Origin of the sequence: Candidatus Methylobacter oryzae (genome assembly GCF_003994235.2) — a bacterium.
Taxonomy (GTDB): Bacteria; Pseudomonadota; Gammaproteobacteria; order Methylococcales; family Methylomonadaceae; genus Methylobacter_A; species Methylobacter_A oryzae.
Genome location: NZ_RYFG02000120.1, coordinates 55,978 through 77,108, shown reverse-complemented (window position 1 = coordinate 77,108; position 21,131 = coordinate 55,978). Strand labels below are relative to the sequence as shown.

Annotated in this window: 15 protein-coding genes; all 15 read right to left on the bottom strand. The window is 47.9% G+C overall.

What is annotated here, in order from left to right; translation table 11 throughout:
• Positions 1 to 48: 48 nt before the first annotated feature.
• The 15 genes from rpsA to EKO24_RS20235 all read right to left on the bottom strand — a co-directional run bounded on the left by rpsA (position 49) and on the right by EKO24_RS20235 (position 21,121).
• Positions 49 to 1,716: a 30S ribosomal protein S1 gene (gene rpsA, locus EKO24_RS20305; RefSeq protein ID WP_127027004.1), complete on the bottom strand. Its 1,668-nt coding sequence runs from the start codon at positions 1,714 to 1,716 to the stop codon at positions 49 to 51.
• A gap of 99 nt (positions 1,717 to 1,815) precedes the next feature.
• Positions 1,816 to 2,472 (bottom strand): (d)CMP kinase, encoded by a 657-nt coding sequence (gene cmk, locus EKO24_RS20300; protein ID WP_127027003.1) that lies wholly within the window; start codon positions 2,470 to 2,472, stop codon positions 1,816 to 1,818.
• On the bottom strand, positions 2,472 to 3,791 hold the full coding sequence (aroA, locus tag EKO24_RS20295; protein WP_127027002.1) for a 3-phosphoshikimate 1-carboxyvinyltransferase: 1,320 nt from the start codon (positions 3,789 to 3,791) through the stop codon (positions 2,472 to 2,474). The genes cmk and aroA overlap by 1 nt, the downstream gene beginning before the upstream one ends.
• 1 nt (position 3,792) lies before the next feature.
• Complete coding sequence (locus EKO24_RS20290; protein WP_127027001.1) at positions 3,793 to 4,671, bottom strand: prephenate dehydrogenase; 879 nt, start codon at positions 4,669 to 4,671, stop codon at positions 3,793 to 3,795.
• Positions 4,664 to 5,773: a histidinol-phosphate transaminase gene (gene hisC / locus EKO24_RS20285; protein ID WP_127027000.1), complete on the bottom strand. Its 1,110-nt coding sequence runs from the start codon at positions 5,771 to 5,773 to the stop codon at positions 4,664 to 4,666. The genes EKO24_RS20290 and hisC overlap by 8 nt, the downstream gene beginning before the upstream one ends.
• A 102-nt stretch (positions 5,774 to 5,875) precedes the next feature.
• Positions 5,876 to 6,961 carry a prephenate dehydratase gene (gene pheA, locus EKO24_RS20280; RefSeq protein ID WP_127026999.1) on the bottom strand — a complete coding sequence of 362 codons (1,086 nt, stop codon included), beginning with the start codon at positions 6,959 to 6,961 and terminating at the stop codon, positions 5,876 to 5,878.
• Positions 6,962 to 7,080: 119 nt separating this feature from the next.
• Positions 7,081 to 8,160, bottom strand: a complete 1,080-nt coding sequence (gene serC / locus EKO24_RS20275; protein ID WP_127026998.1) for a 3-phosphoserine/phosphohydroxythreonine transaminase — start codon at positions 8,158 to 8,160, stop codon at positions 7,081 to 7,083.
• Entirely contained in the window at positions 8,160 to 10,790 is a 2,631-nt protein-coding gene (gene gyrA / locus EKO24_RS20270; protein WP_127026997.1) for a DNA gyrase subunit A, read from the bottom strand. The genes serC and gyrA overlap by 1 nt, the downstream gene beginning before the upstream one ends.
• A gap of 258 nt (positions 10,791 to 11,048) precedes the next feature.
• Entirely contained in the window at positions 11,049 to 11,768 is a 720-nt protein-coding gene (locus EKO24_RS20265; RefSeq protein ID WP_127026996.1) for a dienelactone hydrolase family protein, read from the bottom strand.
• A 12-nt stretch (positions 11,769 to 11,780) separates the two neighbouring features.
• Positions 11,781 to 12,275: a low molecular weight protein-tyrosine-phosphatase gene (locus EKO24_RS20260; RefSeq protein ID WP_277752515.1), complete on the bottom strand. Its 495-nt coding sequence runs from the start codon at positions 12,273 to 12,275 to the stop codon at positions 11,781 to 11,783.
• A 162-nt stretch (positions 12,276 to 12,437) separates the two neighbouring features.
• Positions 12,438 to 12,794 carry a hypothetical protein gene (locus EKO24_RS20255; RefSeq protein WP_127026995.1) on the bottom strand — a complete coding sequence of 119 codons (357 nt, stop codon included), beginning with the start codon at positions 12,792 to 12,794 and terminating at the stop codon, positions 12,438 to 12,440.
• A gap of 11 nt (positions 12,795 to 12,805) precedes the next feature.
• The gene (locus tag EKO24_RS20250) at positions 12,806 to 13,384 is read right to left on the bottom strand and encodes an HdeD family acid-resistance protein (RefSeq protein WP_127026994.1); all 579 of its coding nucleotides are present in this window, start codon (positions 13,382 to 13,384) and stop codon (positions 12,806 to 12,808) included.
• A gap of 204 nt (positions 13,385 to 13,588) precedes the next feature.
• Entirely contained in the window at positions 13,589 to 15,775 is a 2,187-nt protein-coding gene (locus EKO24_RS20245; protein ID WP_127026993.1) for a pentapeptide repeat-containing protein, read from the bottom strand.
• Positions 15,776 to 15,905: 130 nt separating this feature from the next.
• Positions 15,906 to 18,371, bottom strand: coding sequence for a two-component system response regulator (locus EKO24_RS20240; RefSeq protein ID WP_127026992.1), 2,466 nt, complete (start codon positions 18,369 to 18,371; stop codon positions 15,906 to 15,908).
• The gene (locus EKO24_RS20235) at positions 18,368 to 21,121 is read right to left on the bottom strand and encodes an ATP-binding protein (protein WP_161990637.1); all 2,754 of its coding nucleotides are present in this window, start codon (positions 21,119 to 21,121) and stop codon (positions 18,368 to 18,370) included. The genes EKO24_RS20240 and EKO24_RS20235 overlap by 4 nt, the downstream gene beginning before the upstream one ends.
• Positions 21,122 to 21,131 lie beyond the last annotated feature (10 nt).

Below are 21,131 nucleotides of genomic sequence, written 5' to 3'. Positions count from 1 at the left end.
ACAAATAAAATTAAAGGGGTATGAGTAAGCACATACCCCTCATGATTTTTATTTTTCCATTTGCTTAAAGATATCAGCAAAAGTAGGTGTAGCAGCACCAACTGATTGCTGAGAATGATCTTTAATAGAATGAGCTTCTTCATCTGTATCTTTAGCTTTTATAGACAAAGAAATTGACTTGCTTTTCTTATCAACGCCGATGAATTTAGCTTCAATTTCATCGCCTTCTTTTAACAACGTTCTCGCATCTTCAACGCGGTCGCGTTGAATCTCGGAAGCACGCAAATAGCCTTCAACATGATCGGCTAAAGTGACAACTGCGCCTTTGGCATCAACTTCTTTAACAGTTCCTTTTACCAGGCTGCCTTTTTCATGAGTAGCCAGGAAGTTTTGGAAAGGATCTTGTTCAAGTTGCTTGATACCTAAAGAGATACGTTCGCGCTCAGAATCAACCGCTAAAATAACAGTTTCCAGTTCATCGCCTTTTTTGAAGTCGCGAACCGAGGCTTCGCCTTCATCCGCCCATGAAATATCGGACATATGAACCAAACCGTCGATACCGCCATCCAGGCCAATGAAAATACCAAAATCAGTGATTGACTTGATTTTTCCTGAGATTTTGTCGCCTTTGTTATGTGTTGCAGCAAACTCATCCCAAGGATTGGTTTTGCATTGTTTCATGCCCAAAGAAATACGCCGACGTTCTTCGTCGATTTCCAGAACCATAACTTCAACTTCGTCGCCCAATTGAACCAGCTTAGAAGGATTAACGTTTTTGTTGGTCCAATCCATTTCAGAAACGTGAACCAAGCCTTCCACGCCTTCTTCGATTTCAACGAAGCAACCGTAATCGGTCAGGTTGTTGACTTTACCGAATACGCGTGTGCCCGCTGGATAACGGCGAGCGATGTTTTGCCATGGATCTTCACCCATTTGCTTCATGCCCAATGAAACGCGGTTTTTGTCTTTGTCGTATTTCAGGACTTTAACTTTAATTTCTTGACCGATTTCTACACATTCGGACGGATGACGCACGCGTCTCCATGCCATATCGGTGATATGTAACAAACCGTCAATACCGCCAAGGTCGATAAACGCGCCGTAATCGGTCAGGTTTTTAACCACACCGGTAACAACTGCGCCTTCTTCTAACGTTTTCAACAATTCTTCTCTTTCTGCGCTGTATTCTTTTTCTACAACAGCACGACGAGACAGAACTACGTTGTTACGTTTTTGGTCGATTTTTATAACTTTGAATTCTAAATCACGATTTTCCAGGAAAGCCGTGTCCCTGATTGGGCGAACATCAACCAGCGAGCCAGGCAAGAAGGCGCGCAAAGCACCAACAGCCACGGTGAAACCGCCGCGAACTTTACCAGTAATACGGCCGATAATGGTTGCTTCTTTTTCAAACGCATTTTCAAGTTCGGACCAAGCTTTATTTTTCTTCGCTTTATCACGAGAAAGCAGTGTAGCACCAAGACCGTCTTCAAATAAGTCAAGAGCAACCTCGACTTCGTCGCCAATGGCAACTTCTAATTCGCCATCGTTATTTAGAAACTGCCATTTTGGAATGACACCTTCCGATTTAGAATGGGTGCTGACGATGATCATATCGTTTTCGATATCGACAACCGTACCCATCAACATGGCACCAGGACGCATTTCCGTCTTGATTAGACTTTCTTCAAATAATTCAGCAAAGCTTTCGCTCATTTTCCATTCCCAAGCCTGTCAGACACGGACAAGCCTTTTCTTTATCAAAGTTAAAAGAAATCACACTCAAACCATTTTGAGGTGACACGTAAGAAATCCTTAACGGATTAAATTCAGCACTTCTTCAATAACGGATTCTAACGTCATATCCGAAGAATCAATATAAAGCGCGTCACTCGCCATCGCTAATGGAGCTGTCTTACGCTCCGTATCCCGGCGGTCTCGCTCTTCTATTTCTCTTGTTATCTGTACAAGATTAACATCAATTCCTTTTTCTATCAACTGTTTATATCTTCTTTTAGCTCTTTCATCCGCACTGGCGGTTAAAAACACCTTATTTTCGGCATCAGGAAAAACCACCGTCCCCATATCCCTTCCGTCCGCGACAAGTCCAGGCAAGCGTTTGAAATCCTTCTGTTTTTGCAGAAGAACTTCTCTTACTTTCGGAAAAACAGCAACAATTGCGGCAGTATTGCCGGTACTTTCAAGACCCAACTCGCCGGTAATATCTTCGCCGTCCAATCTGACGACCAATTCATCGCCGCAATCGAACTCCAGCTGCATTGCTTGCGCTATGTTAACAATCGCGGTTTCGTCTTTTATATCCGCATGCTGTTTTAATGCTGCAATGGCCAAAGAACGATAAATAGAACCGCTATCCAGATAATGCCAACCAAGCTTTTTCGCAACAGCCCTGCTGACAGTGCCCTTTCCGGCGCCGCTAGGACCATCGATAGTCAATACTGGGACAGTCATTAATCTTCCCTGCAAGTCAGGTTAACACCTAAACGCTTTGCCAAATCCCTGAACTCAGGAAATGAGGTGTTCACATTCTCGCAATCATGAATCGTAATCGGAGCACTGGCGCGCAACCCGGCAATTGAGAACGACATTGCGATTCTGTGGTCGCCGTGCGAGATTACTTCCCCGCCGCCAATCGGGCCGCCTTGGATAACCATGCCGTCCGCCGTGGGCTGGGCATCGACGCCCAAAATCTGCAACCCGTCGGCCATGACCTGGATGCGATCCGACTCTTTCACTCGTAGCTCTTCCGCGCCGGTTAACCGAGTTTGGCCTTCAGCACAGGCCGCGGCAACAAATAAAACAGGAAACTCATCAATCGCCAGCGGCACCAAATGCTCAGGAATATCTATGCCTTTAAGAGGACTATAAACCACATACAAATCGGCGACCGGTTCGCCGCCAACCGTGCGTTCGTTCAACACTTCGATGTTAGCGCCCATCAGTTTGAGAATATCGATCACGCCGGTACGCGTAGGATTAATGCCGACATGTTTCAACAACAGATCAGAGCCTGGAGCAATCGACGCCCCAACCAGGAAAAACGCCGCCGACGAAATATCGCTGGGCACATCAATATCGGCTGCCGTTAAACTACCGTCGGCCGTAATCGTAACTTTGCTGCCTTCTTTTTTAACCGGATAGTTAAATCCGGCCAACATGCGTTCAGTATGGTCACGAGTCGGTGCCGGTTCGGTCACGCTGGTTTCGCCTTGCGCATACATGCCTGCCAACAACAGGCACGACTTAACTTGCGCGCTGGCGATCGGCATTACATAATCGATGCCTTGCAACTGTCCTGCTTTGCCAATAATGCGCAGAGGCGCGGTGCCTTTTTCAGTAGTTTCTATCTCTGCGCCCATCGCCGCCAACGGCTCGGTAACCCGCTTCATCGGCCTGCCGGACAACGATTTATCGCCGGTTAACACGGTATTAAATGCCTGACCAGCCAGCAAACCGCTCAGCAAACGCATCGATGTTCCTGAGTTGCCCAAATACAGCTCATTCTTGGGCTCTTTCAAACCGTGCTTACCGACGCCGTGTATAGTCAATTCGCCATTGACCGGACCCTCGATTTCAACCCCCATATCGCGAAAAGCCTGCAACGTTGCCAACGCATCTTCGGCCTCAAGAAAGCCTTTTACATGCGTAACGCCTTCGGCCAGCGAGCCCAGCATGATGGATCGGTGCGACATGGATTTATCGCCGGGCACACGTGCCTCGCCTTGTAATTTACCGCCTGGTTGAACCTGAAATGTTATTGATTTTGACATATTAATTATTATCGAACTGGTCAAGAAAGCGTTGCCGTGCATTTCTGGCATACGTAAAGGTTTCAAAAAGTTGCCGGGTATCGTTAGTTTCCAGCAAACGTTGTATTTTATCCAATTCTCCCTTTAACTGCTCAATTAAAGGGATGATTTCGTCTTTATTCGCGGCGCAAATATCCTTCCACATCGTCGGATCGCTGGAAGCAATCCGGGTGAAATCCTTGAATCCGCCGGCCGCATATTGAAAAATCTCGCTTTGCTCGTCTTTATGGCCGAGCATATCAACCAAAGCAAAAGCCAGGATATGCGGCAAATGACTGGTGGCCGCCAATACGCCGTCATGGTGAACCACATCCATTACCGACACTAATGAGCCCATTTGCTCCCAAAAACGTTGGATTTTTTGCGCCGCTATCGGGTTGGTGTTTTTTATCGGGGTAATAATCAGGCGCTTATTCAAAAACAAGTCATTGACTGAAGCCGTAACACCGCTCTGCTCCGCTCCGGCAATCGGATGAGCCGGAACAAAATTATCGGGAACAAAGCCAAAAATTCGCTCCGCTGCAGCAATAACACTGCCCTTGGTGCTGCCGACATCGGTGTAAATTGCGCTATCCGACCACAGCGGCTTCAACAGCGCAAAAATGCTTTCGATGCTCGCGACAGGCGTAGCAAGTACAACACAATCGGCGCCTTGAACTGCCTTTGACAGCTCCAGGGTATAATCATCAATAACGCCCAACTGCTTTGCCGTTTGCAGGTTTTGCCTATCCTGCTCCCGACCGTAGCCGACTATGCTATCGCATAAACCATGCTGTCGGGCCGCGCGAGCAATAGACCCGCCGATCAAACCGACGCCAATAACGCAAAGTCTGTTAAACATTGGTTACTTTAGCTAGTGCCTGTAAAAACTGCTGATTTTCTGCCTCGGTGCCAATCGTAACGCGCAGATGATTAGGTAGCTCATAGACGCCGACCGGCCTGACGATAACTCCTTTGCGCAGCAAAGCTTCATAAATCGGTATCGCGGGCTGTTTCATATTGACCAGCACAAAATTGCCTGCCGATGGAATCCATTCGAGCCCCAGTTTTTTAAAGCCTTCGGTTATAAACTGCATGCCCTGGGCGTTAACAGCAATCGTGTTTTGCAAATGCTCGGTATCCGTCAACGCGGCTTCAGCTGCTGCCAAAGCCAGCATGTTATTGTTAAAAGGCTGACGCACCCGGTTCAGAATGTCGGCTAGTTGCGGACTGGATAAGCCATAGCCGACGCGAAGTCCGGCCAGACCGTAAGCCTTAGAAAAAGTACGGGTAATCAGCAAGTTGGGATATAAGTTCAGCCATGCAATAGACGTATCGGCGCTACCGTCTCCGACGAATTCACAATAAGCTTCGTCCAATACGCAAATACAGGTATCCGGTAACGCGGCGATGAAAGCTTCGACGTCAGCGTGGGCCAGTAAAGTACCTGTCGGATTATTCGGGTTTGCGATAAAAACCAAGCGCGTTTTATCGGTCACTCTTTGCAGCATGGCGTCAAGATCGTGACCGTAATTCAGCGCCGGAGCAACAACCGCTTTAGCACCAATCGCCTGGGTCACTAACGGATACACAGCAAAAGCGTGCTGAGAAAAAACCACTTCAAATTCCGGCGTCAAAAATGCACGGGCTACCAGCTCCAAAATTTCATTGGAGCCATTGCCCAACGTAATTTGGCTCATATCAACCGCATACTTTTTCGCCAATGCCTGCTTTAAATTAAAACCGTTGCCGTCGGGATACAGGGCCAAATCCTTTAAGGTTTCCTGTATCGCGGCCAAGGCTTTTTTTCCCGGACCCAAAGGATTTTCATTCGATGCAAGTTTTATGATGTGAGAAAGCCCAAGCTCGCGTTCAAGCTCTTCGATTGGTTTTCCCGGAGTATAAGGGATAAGCTTTTGTACGCCGGATACTGCAAGGCTATAGATTTTGTCAGCGTTATTCATGGGTAATACTGTGGCAAGAAGTAAATGAGAGGATGATTCAATAGCATGGAGAAACACGGATAAACCATCGTCCGCTTAATCGGCGCATCCGTGTTCTAATAATTAAAGTACGGCTTTGGGATAAGATCCCAAAAGCTTCAGCATGTTAACGCCACCATTCAACAGCGCCAAAGCCTGGGCAACGTTTTCATCTTCACTGTGACCTTCAATATCGATAAAAAATACATAATCCCATAATCCCTGGCGTGACGGCCTGGATTCGATATGCACCATACCGATATTAAATCTCGCGAAAGGCTCAAGTATCCTGTACAGCGCCCCGGGCTGATTGCCCGTCGACACAACCAATGAGGTTTTATCGTTACCGGTAGAAGACGATATTTGCTGGCCTATAATAATAAAGCGGGTGGTATTGTTGGATTCGTCTTCGATATTCTTCTCGATGACATTCAATTGATAGATTTCAGCCGCAACAATGCCGGCTATCGCAACGGCCTGTTTATGGGTTGACGCCAATTTTGCCGCCTCGGTATTGCTGTTGACGGCAGTTCGCTTCGCATGCGGCAGATGCCTATCCAGCCATTGCCGGCACTGGGCCAGCGATTGTTGATGCGAGAACACCTCGGTCACTTCATCCAGGCTATCGACCAATCCCAACAAGTTTTGGTGCACCCTGATTTCAACCTCGCCGCATATTTTTAGCGGCGAATGCAAAAACCTGTCCAAGGTATGACTGATCACGCCCTCGGTAGAGTTTTCGACAGGCACGACGCCGAACTGGCAGTTGCCGTTTTCCACGGCATTAAAAATATCGTTAATGGTCGAGGCCGGTACGGTTTTAACGGCCGAACCGAAATGCTTAATCGCGGCTTGCTGAGTAAATGTGCCCTCAGGCCCTAAATAGGCTACATCCAAAGGTTTTTCCAACGCTAAGCACGCCGACATCAATTCCCTGAAAAAATGCGCGGCGGTATCATCGGATAAAGGCCCCTGGTTCAAATCCTTGATGCGCCGCAATACCAACGACTCGCGATCCGGGCGGTAAAACGATCCATTCTCGCCCAGCGCGATCTTGGTCTTGGCGACTTCCATTGCGCAAGATGCGCGCTGATTCATCAATTGTAGAATCTGCTTATCGATCGCATCGATTTTGTCTCTTAGTTCAGAAAGGGGGGTGACAGATGTCATGGCGGCCTGATTTAATTATTTTATTTTTGTGACTACTCAGAACAGGATGATTACTGATAAAAAATCCGTTTAAATCCGTCTAATCTGTGTCATCCGTGTTCCGCTTATCTTTCTTCAATTTAATGAGTGCGTTCAAATTCAGCCATGAAATCAATCAAGGCCTGCACGCCAGCCTCCGGCATCGCATTGTAAATACTTGCCCGCATGCCGCCGACTGAGCGATGACCTTTCAGCTCGAACAAGCCATTGGCTTCCGCAGCCGCTAAAAACGGTTTGTCCAGGCTTTCGTCGGCCAAGATAAACGGCACGTTCATCCGCGAACGGGATGCCGCTTCTACCGGGTTCGAATACAAAGCCGACTGGTCGATGGCTTGATACAGTTTCGCCGCTTTCGCAATATTGCGTTGTTCTATAGCCTCAACGCCGCCCTGCTCTTTTAACCATTTCAGCACCAGTCCGCATAAATACCAGCTATAAGTTGCCGGCGTATTCAGCATCGATTGGTTTTTAGCCTGTTCGGCATAATCGAAAACCGGCGGCACCGTTTTAGGCGCATGGCCGACCAAATCATCCCTGACTATGACCACAGTGACGCCTGCCGGCCCCATATTCTTTTGCGTTCCCGCATAAATCAAACCGTATTGGCTGACGTCGATTTTGCGCGACAGGATATTCGACGACATATCCGACACCAGCGGCAAGCCCTTGCTGTCCGGGCAAGACTGGAACTCCACGCCATGAATGGTTTCGTTCGAGGTATAGTGCAGATAAGCTGCCTGACTATCGATGGTCCAACTTGCAGCATCGGGAATCGTGGTGAACTTCGTGTCTTCCGAACTGGCGCTGACGACTACGTCACAATAAGCTCCGGCATCTTTAATCGCTTTTTCCGACCAAGCGCCGGTTTTCAGGTAACAGGCTTTACTTTTACCGTTCAGGATATTTTGCGGGATTAGGGAAAACTGTCCCGATGCCCCGCCTTGCAGGAATAAAACTTTGTAGTTTTCAGGAACAGCCATCAGCGCTCTTAAATCGCTTTCCAGTTCTTCGGCGATAATAGAGAAATGCTTGCCGCGATGACTCATTTCCATGACCGACATGCCGCTATCGCGCCATTCGAGTATTTCTTGCTGCGCTTGCCGTAACACCGATTCGGGGAATGCGGACGGACCTGCGCTAAAATTATAAACTCTGGACATTACGATTCCTCACCTGATTCAATATCGTCATTAGTTATTTCTTCCGATCCGCCCTGCTCCGATTCGGCATCGTCTAAAACTTCTTCATCGGTATCGTCTACGCCTGCCAAACCTTCGATACGATCAACACCGATTACTTTTTCATTTTTGTCCGGCCTGATGATCGTCACACCCTGGGTATTTCTGCCGACGACCGAAATACCGTCAACCCGGGTGCGGACCAATGTGCCGCCATCGGTAATCAGCATGATTTCGTCATGATCATTGACCAGCACGGCGCCGACTACAGCGCCGTTACGCGCGGATGTCTGTATTGCAATCAAGCCCTGGCCGCCGCGTTTATGGCAGGTGAATTCTTCCAGCTTGGTTCGCTTGCCGAAACCGTTCTCGGTGATATTCAGCACGGTACCTTCGGTGCCAATAATCAGCGAAATGACTTTTTGCCCTTCCTGCAAACGAATACCACGCACACCGGCTGCCGTCCGCCCCATCGAGCGCACATCGTCTTCATTGAAACAAACGGCTTTGCCGTCGCTGCTGAACAGCAACACGTTTTGTTGGCCGTCGGTCACCGCAACGCCGACCAGGTTGTCGCCGTCCCTGAGTTCGATTGCAAGCTTGCCGCTAGTGCGTTGACGCTCGAATTCTCCCAGAGGCGTTTTCTTGACAGTACCCGCCGATGTCGCCATAAAAATGAATTTATTGTCGGTAAATTCGCGGATCGGCAACATCGCATTAATCTTTTCGCCTTGCTCCAGCGGCAGCAGATTAACAAACGGCTTGCCCCTGGCCGCACGGCTGGCAACAGGCAATTGATAAACTTTAAGCCAATAAACTTTGCCCAACGAAGAGAAGCACAAGATAGTATCGTGGGTATTCGTTACAATCAGCTTATCGACAAAATCCTGTTCCTTGGTTTGCGTTGCCGACTTGCCTCGGCCGCCGCGCCGTTGCGCCTTATAGTCGCTGAGCGGTTGGGATTTGACGTAACCTTCATGCGACATGGTTACCACCATGTCTTCTTCGGTAATCAGGTCTTCATCGGATAAATCCGCGTGATTTTGGACGATTTCCGTGCGACGCTCGTCGGAATATTGTTCCTTGATAGCTACCAGTTCTTCCCTGATGATTTCCATCAGGCGTACATCGCTACTCAGAATAAACAGATACTCATCAATCAGCGCCAACAGTTCTTTGTATTCGTTGACGATCTTATCTTGTTCCAGACCGGTCAAGCGATGCAGGCGCAAATCGAGAATTGCCTGAGCTTGGGCTTCGGACAAACGGTAAATGCCGTCATGAAGGCCGAACTCCATCGCCAAATCTTCGGGCCGCGAACGATCCGCATCGGCGCGGTCCAACAGCGTTGCGACCAATCCTGCTTCCCAATCTTTCTCCAACAACTTGACCTTAGCTTCTGCCGGAGTAGCCGCGGCTCTGATCAATGCGATCATCTCGTCGATGTTAGCCAAAGCGACTGCAAGTCCTTCTAAGATATGCGCTCTCTCCCTGGCTTTACGCAAGTTGTAGATCGTTCTGCGCGTAACGATTTCACGCCGGTGATTGATAAATGCTCCGATAATCTCGCGGAGATTCATGCAATGCGGACGGCCATCCAGCAACGCAACCATATTGATGCCGAACACGGTCTGGAATTGCGTTTGCTTATACAAGTTGTTCAACACCACGTCGGGCACTTCGCCGCGACGCAGTTCGATCACCATGCGCATACCGTCTTTATCCGACTCATCGCGCAAACCGGAAATGCCTTCAAGTTTGCCTTCCTTAACCAATTCGGCAACTTTCTCCAGCAATCTGGCTTTATTGACCTGATAAGGCAGTTCGGTGGCAATGATCGCTTGCCGGCTTCCGTCGCCGATGTCTTCAAAATGGCAACGCGCGCGTAAATAGATTTTGCCGCGCCCGGTGGTGTAAGCGTTGTAAATACCGGAAGCGCCGTTGATAATCGCCGCAGTCGGAAAATCGGGGCCAGGCACATGAGCCATCAGCTCATGAACGGTTAAATCGGGTTTATCGATCATCGCCAAACAGGCGCTGATCACTTCGGATAGATTATGCGGCGGAATATTGGTCGCCATGCCCACGGCGATGCCGGACGAACCGTTAACGAGCAAAGTCGGCACCCGCGTCGGCAATACTGTCGGCTCGGATTCCGATTCGTCGTAGTTTGGTGCAAAATCGACCGTTTCCTTATCCAAGTCGGCCATCAACTCATGGGCGATTTTCGCCATCCGCACTTCGGTATAACGCATCGCGGCAGGAGAGTCGCCGTCAACAGAACCGAAATTACCCTGCCCGTCGATCAACATGTAACGCATCGAGAAATCCTGCGCCATACGCACCATCGTGTCGTAAACCGCGGTGTCGCCATGCGGATGGTATTTACCGATCACGTCACCGACCACACGCGCCGATTTTTTATAAGGCTTGTTCCAGTCGTTGCCTAACTCGCTCATCGCATACAATACACGGCGGTGAACCGGCTTTAGGCCGTCCCTGACATCCGGAAGGGCTCGGCCGACGATAACGCTCATGGCGTAATCGAGATAGGACTGTCTCATCTCATCTTCGAGATTGACAGGTAATATTTCTTTAGCGAAGTTTGACATTGATCCCTATATACACAGTGCGCCGTTAATGAATGCCGGCATAGTTTTGTGATTCAGTACGAACACACGTTTCCTGTTTTTTTTGTTTTAAGTGCGACTACATGACAAGAAATTAAGTCGCAAATTATAACAAATTGTCGCCATAGTGTCGAAGCGGATAGTTTTTTGCAATGAGGTAATCCGGCAAAGCTTATCCTCCCGGCAAAAGCTGCCGGGACTCAGGCATAAGAGATTTGAACCGCAACCTGCGGTTTAATATCAGCAGAATATTTCCGCCAAAAAGTTCTGCATCGCTATCCACGAGCGCCGGTCTGCGTCGGGCTGATAGAGCATACCGCGCGCCGGATCGTTAGCGACCGGATTAGTGAATGCATGCATGGTATGACCGTAAGCATGTAACTGCCAGTCGGCGCCGGCTTCGGTCATTTCCTGTTCGAAAGCTAATACTTGCTCCGCCGGCGCCAACGGATCGTCCCGCCCATGCAAAGCCAGGATTTTTGCTTTGATGGCATTACCCTGAGCGTTGCCAGGAGCACTCAGCAAGCCATGAAAACTGACCACGCCTTTGATGTCAACGCCGGTTCTAGCCAAGTCCAACGAACACAAACCGCCGAAACAGAAACCGATAGCGGCAATTTTAGTATCGTCAACCCAAGGCATTAATTTCACGGCAGACAAAGCTGCTTTCATGCGTTTTTGCAGCATGGCACGATCATCCATAAAAGGCTGCATCAACTTCATATTTTCTTCCGGCCCCGAACCCAGAACGCCCTTGCCGTACATATCGACCGCAAAACCGACATAGCCAAGAGCTGCGAGCTTTTTAGCTTTCTCGGCAACGAACTCATCCCTTCCGGCCCAGGTATGGTTAATTAACACTGCCGGCCTGCGCGCTGGAATCGCATCGTCAAACGCGAAAAAAGCTTCCAGAACGACGTCGTCATCCAGGTAAGTTATGGTATTCGACACTATTGCCATGATATTTTCTCCTTATCTAATGCGGCCCGATTCCCGCAAGGCTTGTAAAAAACCGGCGGAAGCTTCTTCTACCATATCCAGCACTTTCTCAAAACCATATGCGCCGCCATAATAAGGATCGGGCACCTGGCGTTCGTTTAAGTGCGGCGCATAATCAAGAAAATACTTTATCTTCGCTTTATGCTGCTCAGGACACGAATTAACCAATATTGAATAATTGTCGTCGTCCATCGCTAATACATAATCGAAATCCTCAAAGTCGCCAAAAACCACTTGCCTGGCCCGCAAATTAGACAGGTCTATACCTCGCTCACGAGCTGCGGACTGCGAACGCAAGTCCGGCGCATTGCCGACGTGGTATGCATGCGTACCGGCCGAATCGATCGCAAAATAGGCGTCCAGCTTATGATCCTTAACCAATTTCGTAAAAACGCCTTCGGCAGTCGGCGAACGGCAAATGTTGCCCATACACACAAACAAAACGCTTATTTTTTCTTTATTATTCAAAATCTTACCCACGCAAATAAAAGTTTCCCGATCGTTTTTTGTATTTTTAAGTTCAATTATATCAGATAGTTATGACTTGATTTTTTGGGGAACTAGAACAACGAAAATACCGTATTTAAACTAGCCCATGATTCAGGGCCTAAAGCGGCAATACCCAAACAATTATTCTTTACCACGCCCCACCATCATCAACATTATCGCCAATAAGATGATAGCCAACACCGGCCAAAAATAAGGCGCCATGATAAAAATTACCATCAATGCCGCGAACATGAAGAATAGAAACAGAAAGAAACCGACGCCTAAAAACAACAAAACGGTGAGCGCGCCGGTGATAACCATGATCAACAAGAATGTGGGGCCGGCAGCAAAGCGCACCAATGGCTCTGCAACCGGCTCTCCATTAAATAAAATACTGAGCTGCCCAGCGTTGGGATGAAATAAATAACTCAAAACCGCAGTTACCGCACCAACTAGCAGTACCTTTACAATCAGCTGGTTATTATTTTTCCGTTTCATAAATAATCTACTCAAGTCTCCTTGTGATGCAAACTTATTCTAGCCAGAGACCAGCCCAGAAACAGCATATTAATACCCACAAATAAACCTAACAGCCAGTGCGCCGATTCAGACCAATAAATCCAGATGATCACAGCAAAAAGCAAAGCCGTAACCCCGCTAAACAGAATCAATCCCCAGTTAGCCAGAGGCCGCATCATTAATGCCAGGGAAATTTTGGCAATGCCCTCCAGAGCGAAGAATATCGTCAATAACATCGTTAACGTCACTGCCCCGGCAACCGGGTTGGCGATAAATAAATAGCCGATGATAATCTGCAAAATCCCCATGAACAGCCACCAGCCAAAACCCGGCATACTGGAAAACATAAAGGCCCGGCTAACATGAACTATTCCGCCGAACAGCAAAATCCATCCCAGGAATATGGCCGTCGCCACAGTAAAAAGTTGCGGAACTACGATTGCGCAAAACCCAAGAAAAATAAAAAAGATACCTTCCGCTAGAAACAACTGCCAATGCGCTTGCAAATAGCCCCGCATTTGCTGCTGCATCTGTTTTAGTTCAGCATTGATATCGTCTACTTTAGTCATAGTCTCCTCCTGTCATATCTGCAAAAATACCGGTAGCCTGGCATGTAGGCTTTTTTTAAAACTGTAACGACAAGTAACTGAGTGATATGGAACGGCGGCTGCCGATCCAATAGCTGTATCATGCACTAATACGAATTCCAAAGAGTAGTTATATTTTGGGGAATAACGATAGCCTCCCTGCCGACGCGTCGGTTGTACCGGCTTTTATTTCTGCTGCGCCGCCGCTTCACGTAATTTTTGCCGCGTTTGTTCGAACAACGCGCTCAAGCCCGGGCAAGGATTTGGAGCATCCAACGCTTTAAGCAGGGCCGCCGCCAAGCCAAAATCAGGATCGCCCCCCACGGATTTGTTAATACCGCGTCTTGCAATGCCTGGGGCAACCGCCTCGTCCGAACAAGCCAATTCGATCAGTTTCGGGTGCAGCACCTCGGTACGATAACTATCCAACTGCAACAAATTACGATATTCACATGCCAACAAGGTTGGATTATCGCTATAGCAACTTGTCTGGCTAATCGGCTTACCCAACAATAAATTCGCGCCCACAGAACCGATACGCGTCTGGAATGCGCTGAATTTCTCACTATCCAGTATAGGCTTGAGCATTGCTTCCAACTTACGATATTGCTGTTCATTCCATTCCGGCGCCAGACTTTCGGCGATAAATATCCCGTCAAGATTAGCTTGCGACCAATCAACGCCAAGCAATTCGGCTTTGCGCAACTCCGCGGCCTGTAGCCCTGCCAAGGCTAAATCAGAGCCTTGCAGATGCGCATAGACTAAATTCGCACCTTGGAAACTCGCATCGCGCAAATAAGCTCCCTGCATCTTTACTCCGCGCAAGTCGGCGCCCTGAAGATTTGCTCCATTCAGGTCCGCCCCCTGCAAATTCGCGCCGCGCAGGTCCGCGCTTTGCAACTTAGTCCAACTTAGATCAGCGCCTTGCAAATTGGCCCCGCGTAAGTCCGCGCCCTGCAAATTAGCTTCGGTCAGAGTCGCACTCTGTAGTTGAGTCCCGCCCAAAATCGCACCCTGTAGTTGCGTTTTATCCCAACCGATCACGCCCTGCAACTTTGCTTTCAACAAGATTGCACCTTGCAACTGGACATGGCGAAGATCGGCTTTAGGCAGCACGGCCCCGAAAAAATTGGCAAAGCGCAGGTCGCGATTTTGTAAGTTGAGCCCGTCGAATTCCTTAAAAGCCGCATCACGTACCTGCTTATCCGGGTCTATTGCTTGAGTCAACAGCGATAAAGAGACCCCTTTGGGCACTAACCTTGCCTCCCTGAGATTCAGGTTGCGTGGAAATAAGCCCAAGTTAAACCATGAGCAAGGACCGAGCATTACTTGGAGAATAGACGCATCCGCTTTCTCGGCCATTGTCAGCGACGTGCAAGAAACGACATCATATTTATACGCGGCGACGCTCAGCCATGTCTCGGGCACCCTGCGGATCAACCAATCCTCGAAGTGACCGGAAGTATGCTCAGGCGCGCCTTGCTCCGCAGCGTAGTAAGCCTGAACGGTAATACTGCCCGGTATCACCGCAACGATGCTGAGCAGGACAATCAACGGCACTGAGATCATCAGGAAAATCATCCCCTTAGGTTCGGCTCTCGATTGCAGCACAGGCCGGGAGACGACTTCAGCGTTGGACAGATTCGGCCGGATGCGCTGAATCAATCTCGTGAGCCAACTCCATCCGAGAGCACTCAAATACCGGAGCCAGGCGGGCCAATATCCCAGCAGATGGAACTTGAAACTCCGCCACCACTCCCAAGCACGGTCTTGGGGAGAAGCGATCAACGGCCACAAGGTAATCAGCATGACGGCGTCGCCCCAAACGGCAAGCCGTTCCGACCAGGTGATGGCTTCGTCATGAAACGGCAAGAAGCGGATTTGTGCGGCCAACAAGACTAACAAAGGTAAAGCGATCACAGTAATACCGACCACCAAGGATAGCAGCTGACGAATCAACCAGACCTCGGAACGTCCGACAATAAGGTGAGTAAACGGAAAGATGAACAAGCGGTTACGCACTTGTTGGCCGGCCGGCGTATCGGGAAGATCGTGGTCCAGATTCCAAAGCTTGCAGGAGAGCAATTCCAATTGCATCAGCAGGTTGAAATGCAATAGAACGACCATCCACGGCACAAAAGAGTAAAAAGTCGTCAGCGGCAATTCCACATCCAGAATCGGTAATTTGACCGGGCTGATGCGTAACAGGTCTTCATGGGTTGTGCCCCAGATAATGACGCCGAGATAGGTCACAAAGGCCATGAATGCGACATGGAGTGCAGCCACGGTCTGAGATGCCGAATTGGCAGACTCCAGAAGTTTCTCGATATGCGTAGAGAGTTCTTCGTTGCTTTGTGGTAGCGAATTAGACATGGCGGTTAGGCGGGTTGCGCTGAGGATAACCTATCATCGCTTAGCACTTAAAATCAAAAGCTATATCCTCCATCCTATTTATCTATTGGCAATCGACTTATCCTTAACCAAGATCAACCTGCCGCATGTCTTATCCTGCTCTCTGGTTGGCGTTCAAATCCGGACTCTCCAGAAACCATCTATAAAACTCACTTGCCGACATTGGTTTCGCAATTAGATAACCTTGGGCAAGGTTGCACCCCATCTCCGCTAGAGCGGCGTACTGCTGAAGCGTTTCAACTCCTTCGGCGACAATTTCACGAGATAAAGATTTTGCCAATGCCACAATGCCAACAATAATCGCATACGAGGCTTGATCGTTTAACATGTTATAGACAAATGTTTGATCGATTTTAATGGTACTGATCGGCAATTTACATAAATAAGCCAACGAAGAATAACCCGTACCAAAATCATCCAACGCAAAATCCACACCGAGTTTCTGGCATTCGCGCATCGTTTCGGTAACGGCGTCAAAGTCTTCTAATGCGGCTGTTTCTAAAACTTCTATCTGTATTGCTCCCCTCGGCAAATCAGGATACTTGGCCAGTTGTTGCTGTAAATAACTTATAAAGCCGGCAGACTGAAGATGGCAGGCGGAAATATTAATAGACAGCTCAATTTTGACGTTCTGCTTATACCAGTGATATTGCTGCGCCAAGGCGGTCTCGATCACCCATTCCCCGACACTTATTTCCAAATCGGTTTGATGAATATACGGAAGAAACTCTACGGGCGACAGCACTCCGCGCTCAGGGTGCCGCCAACGGATCAAGGCTTCAGCACCCGTAGTAGCTTGGCTCTGAAAATTGCTCTTAGGCTGATAAAACAATTCCAGTTCACCACGCTCCAGGGCTTTCTGGATACGATTCTGCTCGCTGTTTAGGCTGCGCATGCGCAGGTCTTCGTCAACATCAAAAAAATGATAGCGATTTTTACCTGAAATTTTCGCTGTACACATCGCTTGATGTGCGTGACGCAATAGCATATCCGGGTTGTCGTTATCGTATGGATAAAGCGTTACTCCCACACTCGCAGTAACGGGGTAAACGACGTTATTCGCTATGATTTTATTTGAAATCGACGCGAATAATTTTTCTAAAAGAACGGTGCATTCGTATTTATTCGGAATACCGTAGAATAAAGTCACAAACTCGTCGCCGCCTACCCGGAAAACGGTATCCGCTCCCCCTACCGCATGACTGATACGCTTGCCCCATTCAATTAATACTTCATCGCCCGTTTCAGCGCCCCATTTGTCATTGATAACTTTGAAACCGTCCAAGTCAAAGTAACATATCGCCAATAAACCTTGATCTTGATCGCATTCCGCAATTGCCTGCTTCAGCTGCTCATCTAACGATTGGCGATTAGGCAGGCTGGTTAAGCTATCGTAATGAGCAATCTTTTTCAGGTCTTTCTGGTATTTTTTAATCAGGCTGATACCGCTAAATACGCCCAGATAATGTTCAGGATTACCATGCTGATCTTTTATCAATGTCACCGAAAGCCACTCTGAAAATAAGTCTCCGTTTTTATTACGGTTAACAATCTCACCTTGCCATTGGCCGGTTTCATTAATCGCTTTCCAGATCATGCTGTGAGCAGCCTGGTCTTGAACACCAAAGTTCTGCAACGCTAGTTTATTGCCCAATACTTCCAAACGTGAATAGCCGGTAATTTTTTTGTAGCCCGGATTAATATCCACTATATTGCCGTTCAAATCGGCAATAACGATGCCCTCCTGGGAGTTTTCAAAAACTTTCGCTAATAATCTTAATCGAGTTTGCGCTTGCTGACTTTCGGTTACATCGACCCCCAAACTTAAGGCGCCAATCACCTTGCCCTGCGCATCGTATAACGGCGACAATCTGAGATCGACACAACGCCGCATTCCTTGCATGCCAACCATATGTACCTGCAAATCTTGGTTTTTGCCGGCAAAAACTTCCTGAAGGATACCGCTATAATTATCTCGATCATCGGCATCGATAAATAAAAACGGATGTTGTTGATTTGCCTGATGCAAGTCTTCACATTCTTGCAGCACAAGACTTATCTTGTTAAGCAACAACCATCGATAATCCGTCGATAACACCGAAACGGATAAGGGCGCATTTTCAATCAGGTTATGCAGGAAAGCTAAATGCTGGCTGATGTATTTCCGGGATTGAACAAGCTCAATATGGGCTTTTACGCGTAGTTTTGTAATCTGACGATTGATAGGCTTGGTTATATAATCGACCGCCCCCAAATCAAAGCCCATGCTTTCCGATTCGGGTCCGGCCGCCGTCACAAAGATCACCGGAATGTCTTTAGTTTCCTCTTTCGCTTTCAGCGTCTTACAGACTTCAAAGCCGTCCATGCCGGGCATCATAATGTCCAGCAATATCAGGTCGGGCTGAGGGAGCTGATTGGCAATATACAGCGCCGTTTCACCGTTAGTTGCTACTTTTACCTGATAGTCCCGGCTTAATAATGCAGCAAGAATCTCAATATTAGCCGGCTCGTCGTCAACGATCAGTACAACAGGTCTGTCCAAAACTGAAAAAATCATGCCGTATCTCCTGGCAGCGAATTTATAATATCTGACAACATATCTCTTGCTTTTGGGTAATCGTAAGCCATCAGGCAGTCTAACAAAGCTTTATATTGCCTGCTTTCATTTCCATCTCCTGCCAGACAATCGATTTTGTTCAATAGTTCGCTATCGATATAGGCGTTTTCAAGCAATAGCGCATCGAGATCGCGAAAGAACTGAATATAGTCCTGCGATAGTTTATTACTTGTAACCTGATCATCAGTGCCGACTATCGTCTTTTGCTCGGAACATGCTTGAAAACTACTGCGAATCGCATGCAATAAGCTTGTGCGCAACACGGGTTTATTCAGTAAGACTGTAGTATTGGCGTTCAAATCCATCGGGAGTTGCAAAGGTTTCCGGTAATAGCTGTCAGTCAGGAGAATGATATTCGGTATAGCGTGCAAGTCAGTACGGCCACCAAAATCTTCTTGCAACAGCTCTGCATCGAGCAGCATCAAATCGAAAGGCGTCGAATCTTGTTTAATTATATCAATAGCTTGATTAACGGAATATGCCAAGCAAACATGACAATGCCATTCTTGCAAATAATATTGCAGTACCTCGCAAGAAGCCCGGCTGCCGTCAACTACGATTACCCGTAAACCGGATTGAAGTTTCACCGTTGAACTATCCGCTGTGAATTCTCCCGGCAATTCTACAGTGAATTCAAAAGCACTACCTTCCCCTAACCGGCTTGAAACATTGATCGCGCCTCCCATCAAGTTCACTAACTGCTGGCAGATGGCAAGCCCCAATCCCGTTCCGCCAAACTTACGGGAGATAGAAACATCCGCTTGGGTAAAAACTTGAAATAAATGCTCAATGGACTCTGTAGAAATGCCGATCCCGGTATCCCGTACTAAAAATCGAACGCCATAACGGCTCCGATGTTTTACCGCGTCGACTATTACATGAATCTCTCCATGCTCGGTAAATTTGACAGCATTGCCTATCAAATTAATTAAAATTTGCCGGATGCGTTGCTCGTCTCCCCATACGACATCGGGGACGGTTTTATGAATATGAATGAACAGTTGCAGACGTTTATGCTCTATCATACGAATAAAATGATCGGCCAGCCCTTGCAGCATCTCTTCAATTACAAACCGAGTATTTTCCAGCTTAACTTTACCGGATTCGATTTTAGAGAGATCCAGGATGTCGTTGATAATGGCCAATAAAGAATGTGAAGATTGTTGAATCTGGTTCAGGTATCGTTTCTGCGTATTATCGAGATTGTCGTTTTTAGCCAATTCCGCCAAGCCGGTTATTGCATTAAGCGGAGTTCGTATTTCATGACTCATATTGGCTAAAAATGCGCCTTTAGCATAGTTAGCTTGTTCCGCCTGTTCTTTGGCGCCAATCAGCTGATGCTCGGCGTATTGCAGTTTATCCGCGGTCAACAACATTTGATTGACCGTGGACTTAAACTCCTTAACCTTAAATACAGGGGCGTCCGGCTGGAAATTACCGTCACCGATTTGGATAGCCATGTTTTGTATGCCCTGCAGCGGATCGGATATATCCCGGCTTAAACGCTTCGCGCGCTGATACAGAAAACCAAAAAATAATAAATAGAAAATAAACAATCCCCCTAGTATGTACCAACCGATCCGGGTCAACCGCGCCGCCAAAACCTTTGCCGGCTTGAAAATTTCGTTTTCGGGAGCAAATATCGCCAAGCGCCACCCTGTACTGGGCAATGTTTTGCTAGCCAACAAATAAGGTTCGTTAAAATACACCAAGGTAGTGTTATTTTGTTGGTCTCGGGTCAAAGCTTCACTTAACTGGCGCATATCGGGACGTCGATGAATATTGAATGCATCGGGTTTAAAAGTCTCTTGACGGATAGCCTGGTCATAATGATGAGAAGTTAGTTCATGCAAGTTAAACAATTTTTCCGCCCGTTCGGGCAACGCTAATAACATACCGTCCTTACTGATCAGCACCGCAAAACCCTGCCATGGCAGCCGCAACGCCAGCACTTGCTTGACAATCGCGTCGAGCGTAATGTCAAGCCCAACAACGCCTTCAAGAAAATCGCCTTTATAAACCGGCGAAATTGACGAAACCATCCAACCTTGACCGGCAGGGTCCAAGTAGGCATCTATCCAAAGTGTTTTACGGTCGGGATTATGTTCAGCATCGGCTTCGTAATAAAAATTATAGGAAGGGATGTCCATTTTTTCCGGATATTGGCTTAAGACATCGAAATAAGGCCAAATTCTATTGAGGGAATCGTGGCTATTGAAATAAGCCTGCACCACTAGCGGATTTACGTCAACAATACGGCGCAAAGTGGCGTCAAGGCGCGAAGTTTGAGAAATTTTGGTTTTAATTGAGTCGTTAATTTTAACGAAGCCGCTGAAGAACACGGCCGCGCCTCCATCGTTGACGCGCGAGTAAAGCGCGCCATCTTTAGTCATCGCATAACGGTTTGGAAGCTCAAGATCTTTTTCAACCGGGCGAGCTAAAGCATCCTGGGTTTCTTGCCTGAGCAATTCAGTCAATTGCGATACTCCATCAAGCTGCCGTTCAATCGCATCGACATGATTCTCAACCAATCGCAATAATTCGTTGCTCGCTAAAGCCTGGATCGCAACTATTCTTTCGGTTTTAGACCATTCATGCGAAAGCATATAAACGCCCAGCAGCGCCAGCTCAACAAATAGCAATGGAATTAGCGCAGCCCGGACATAGGCGAGCCATACCCATTGATGCAAACTAACATCT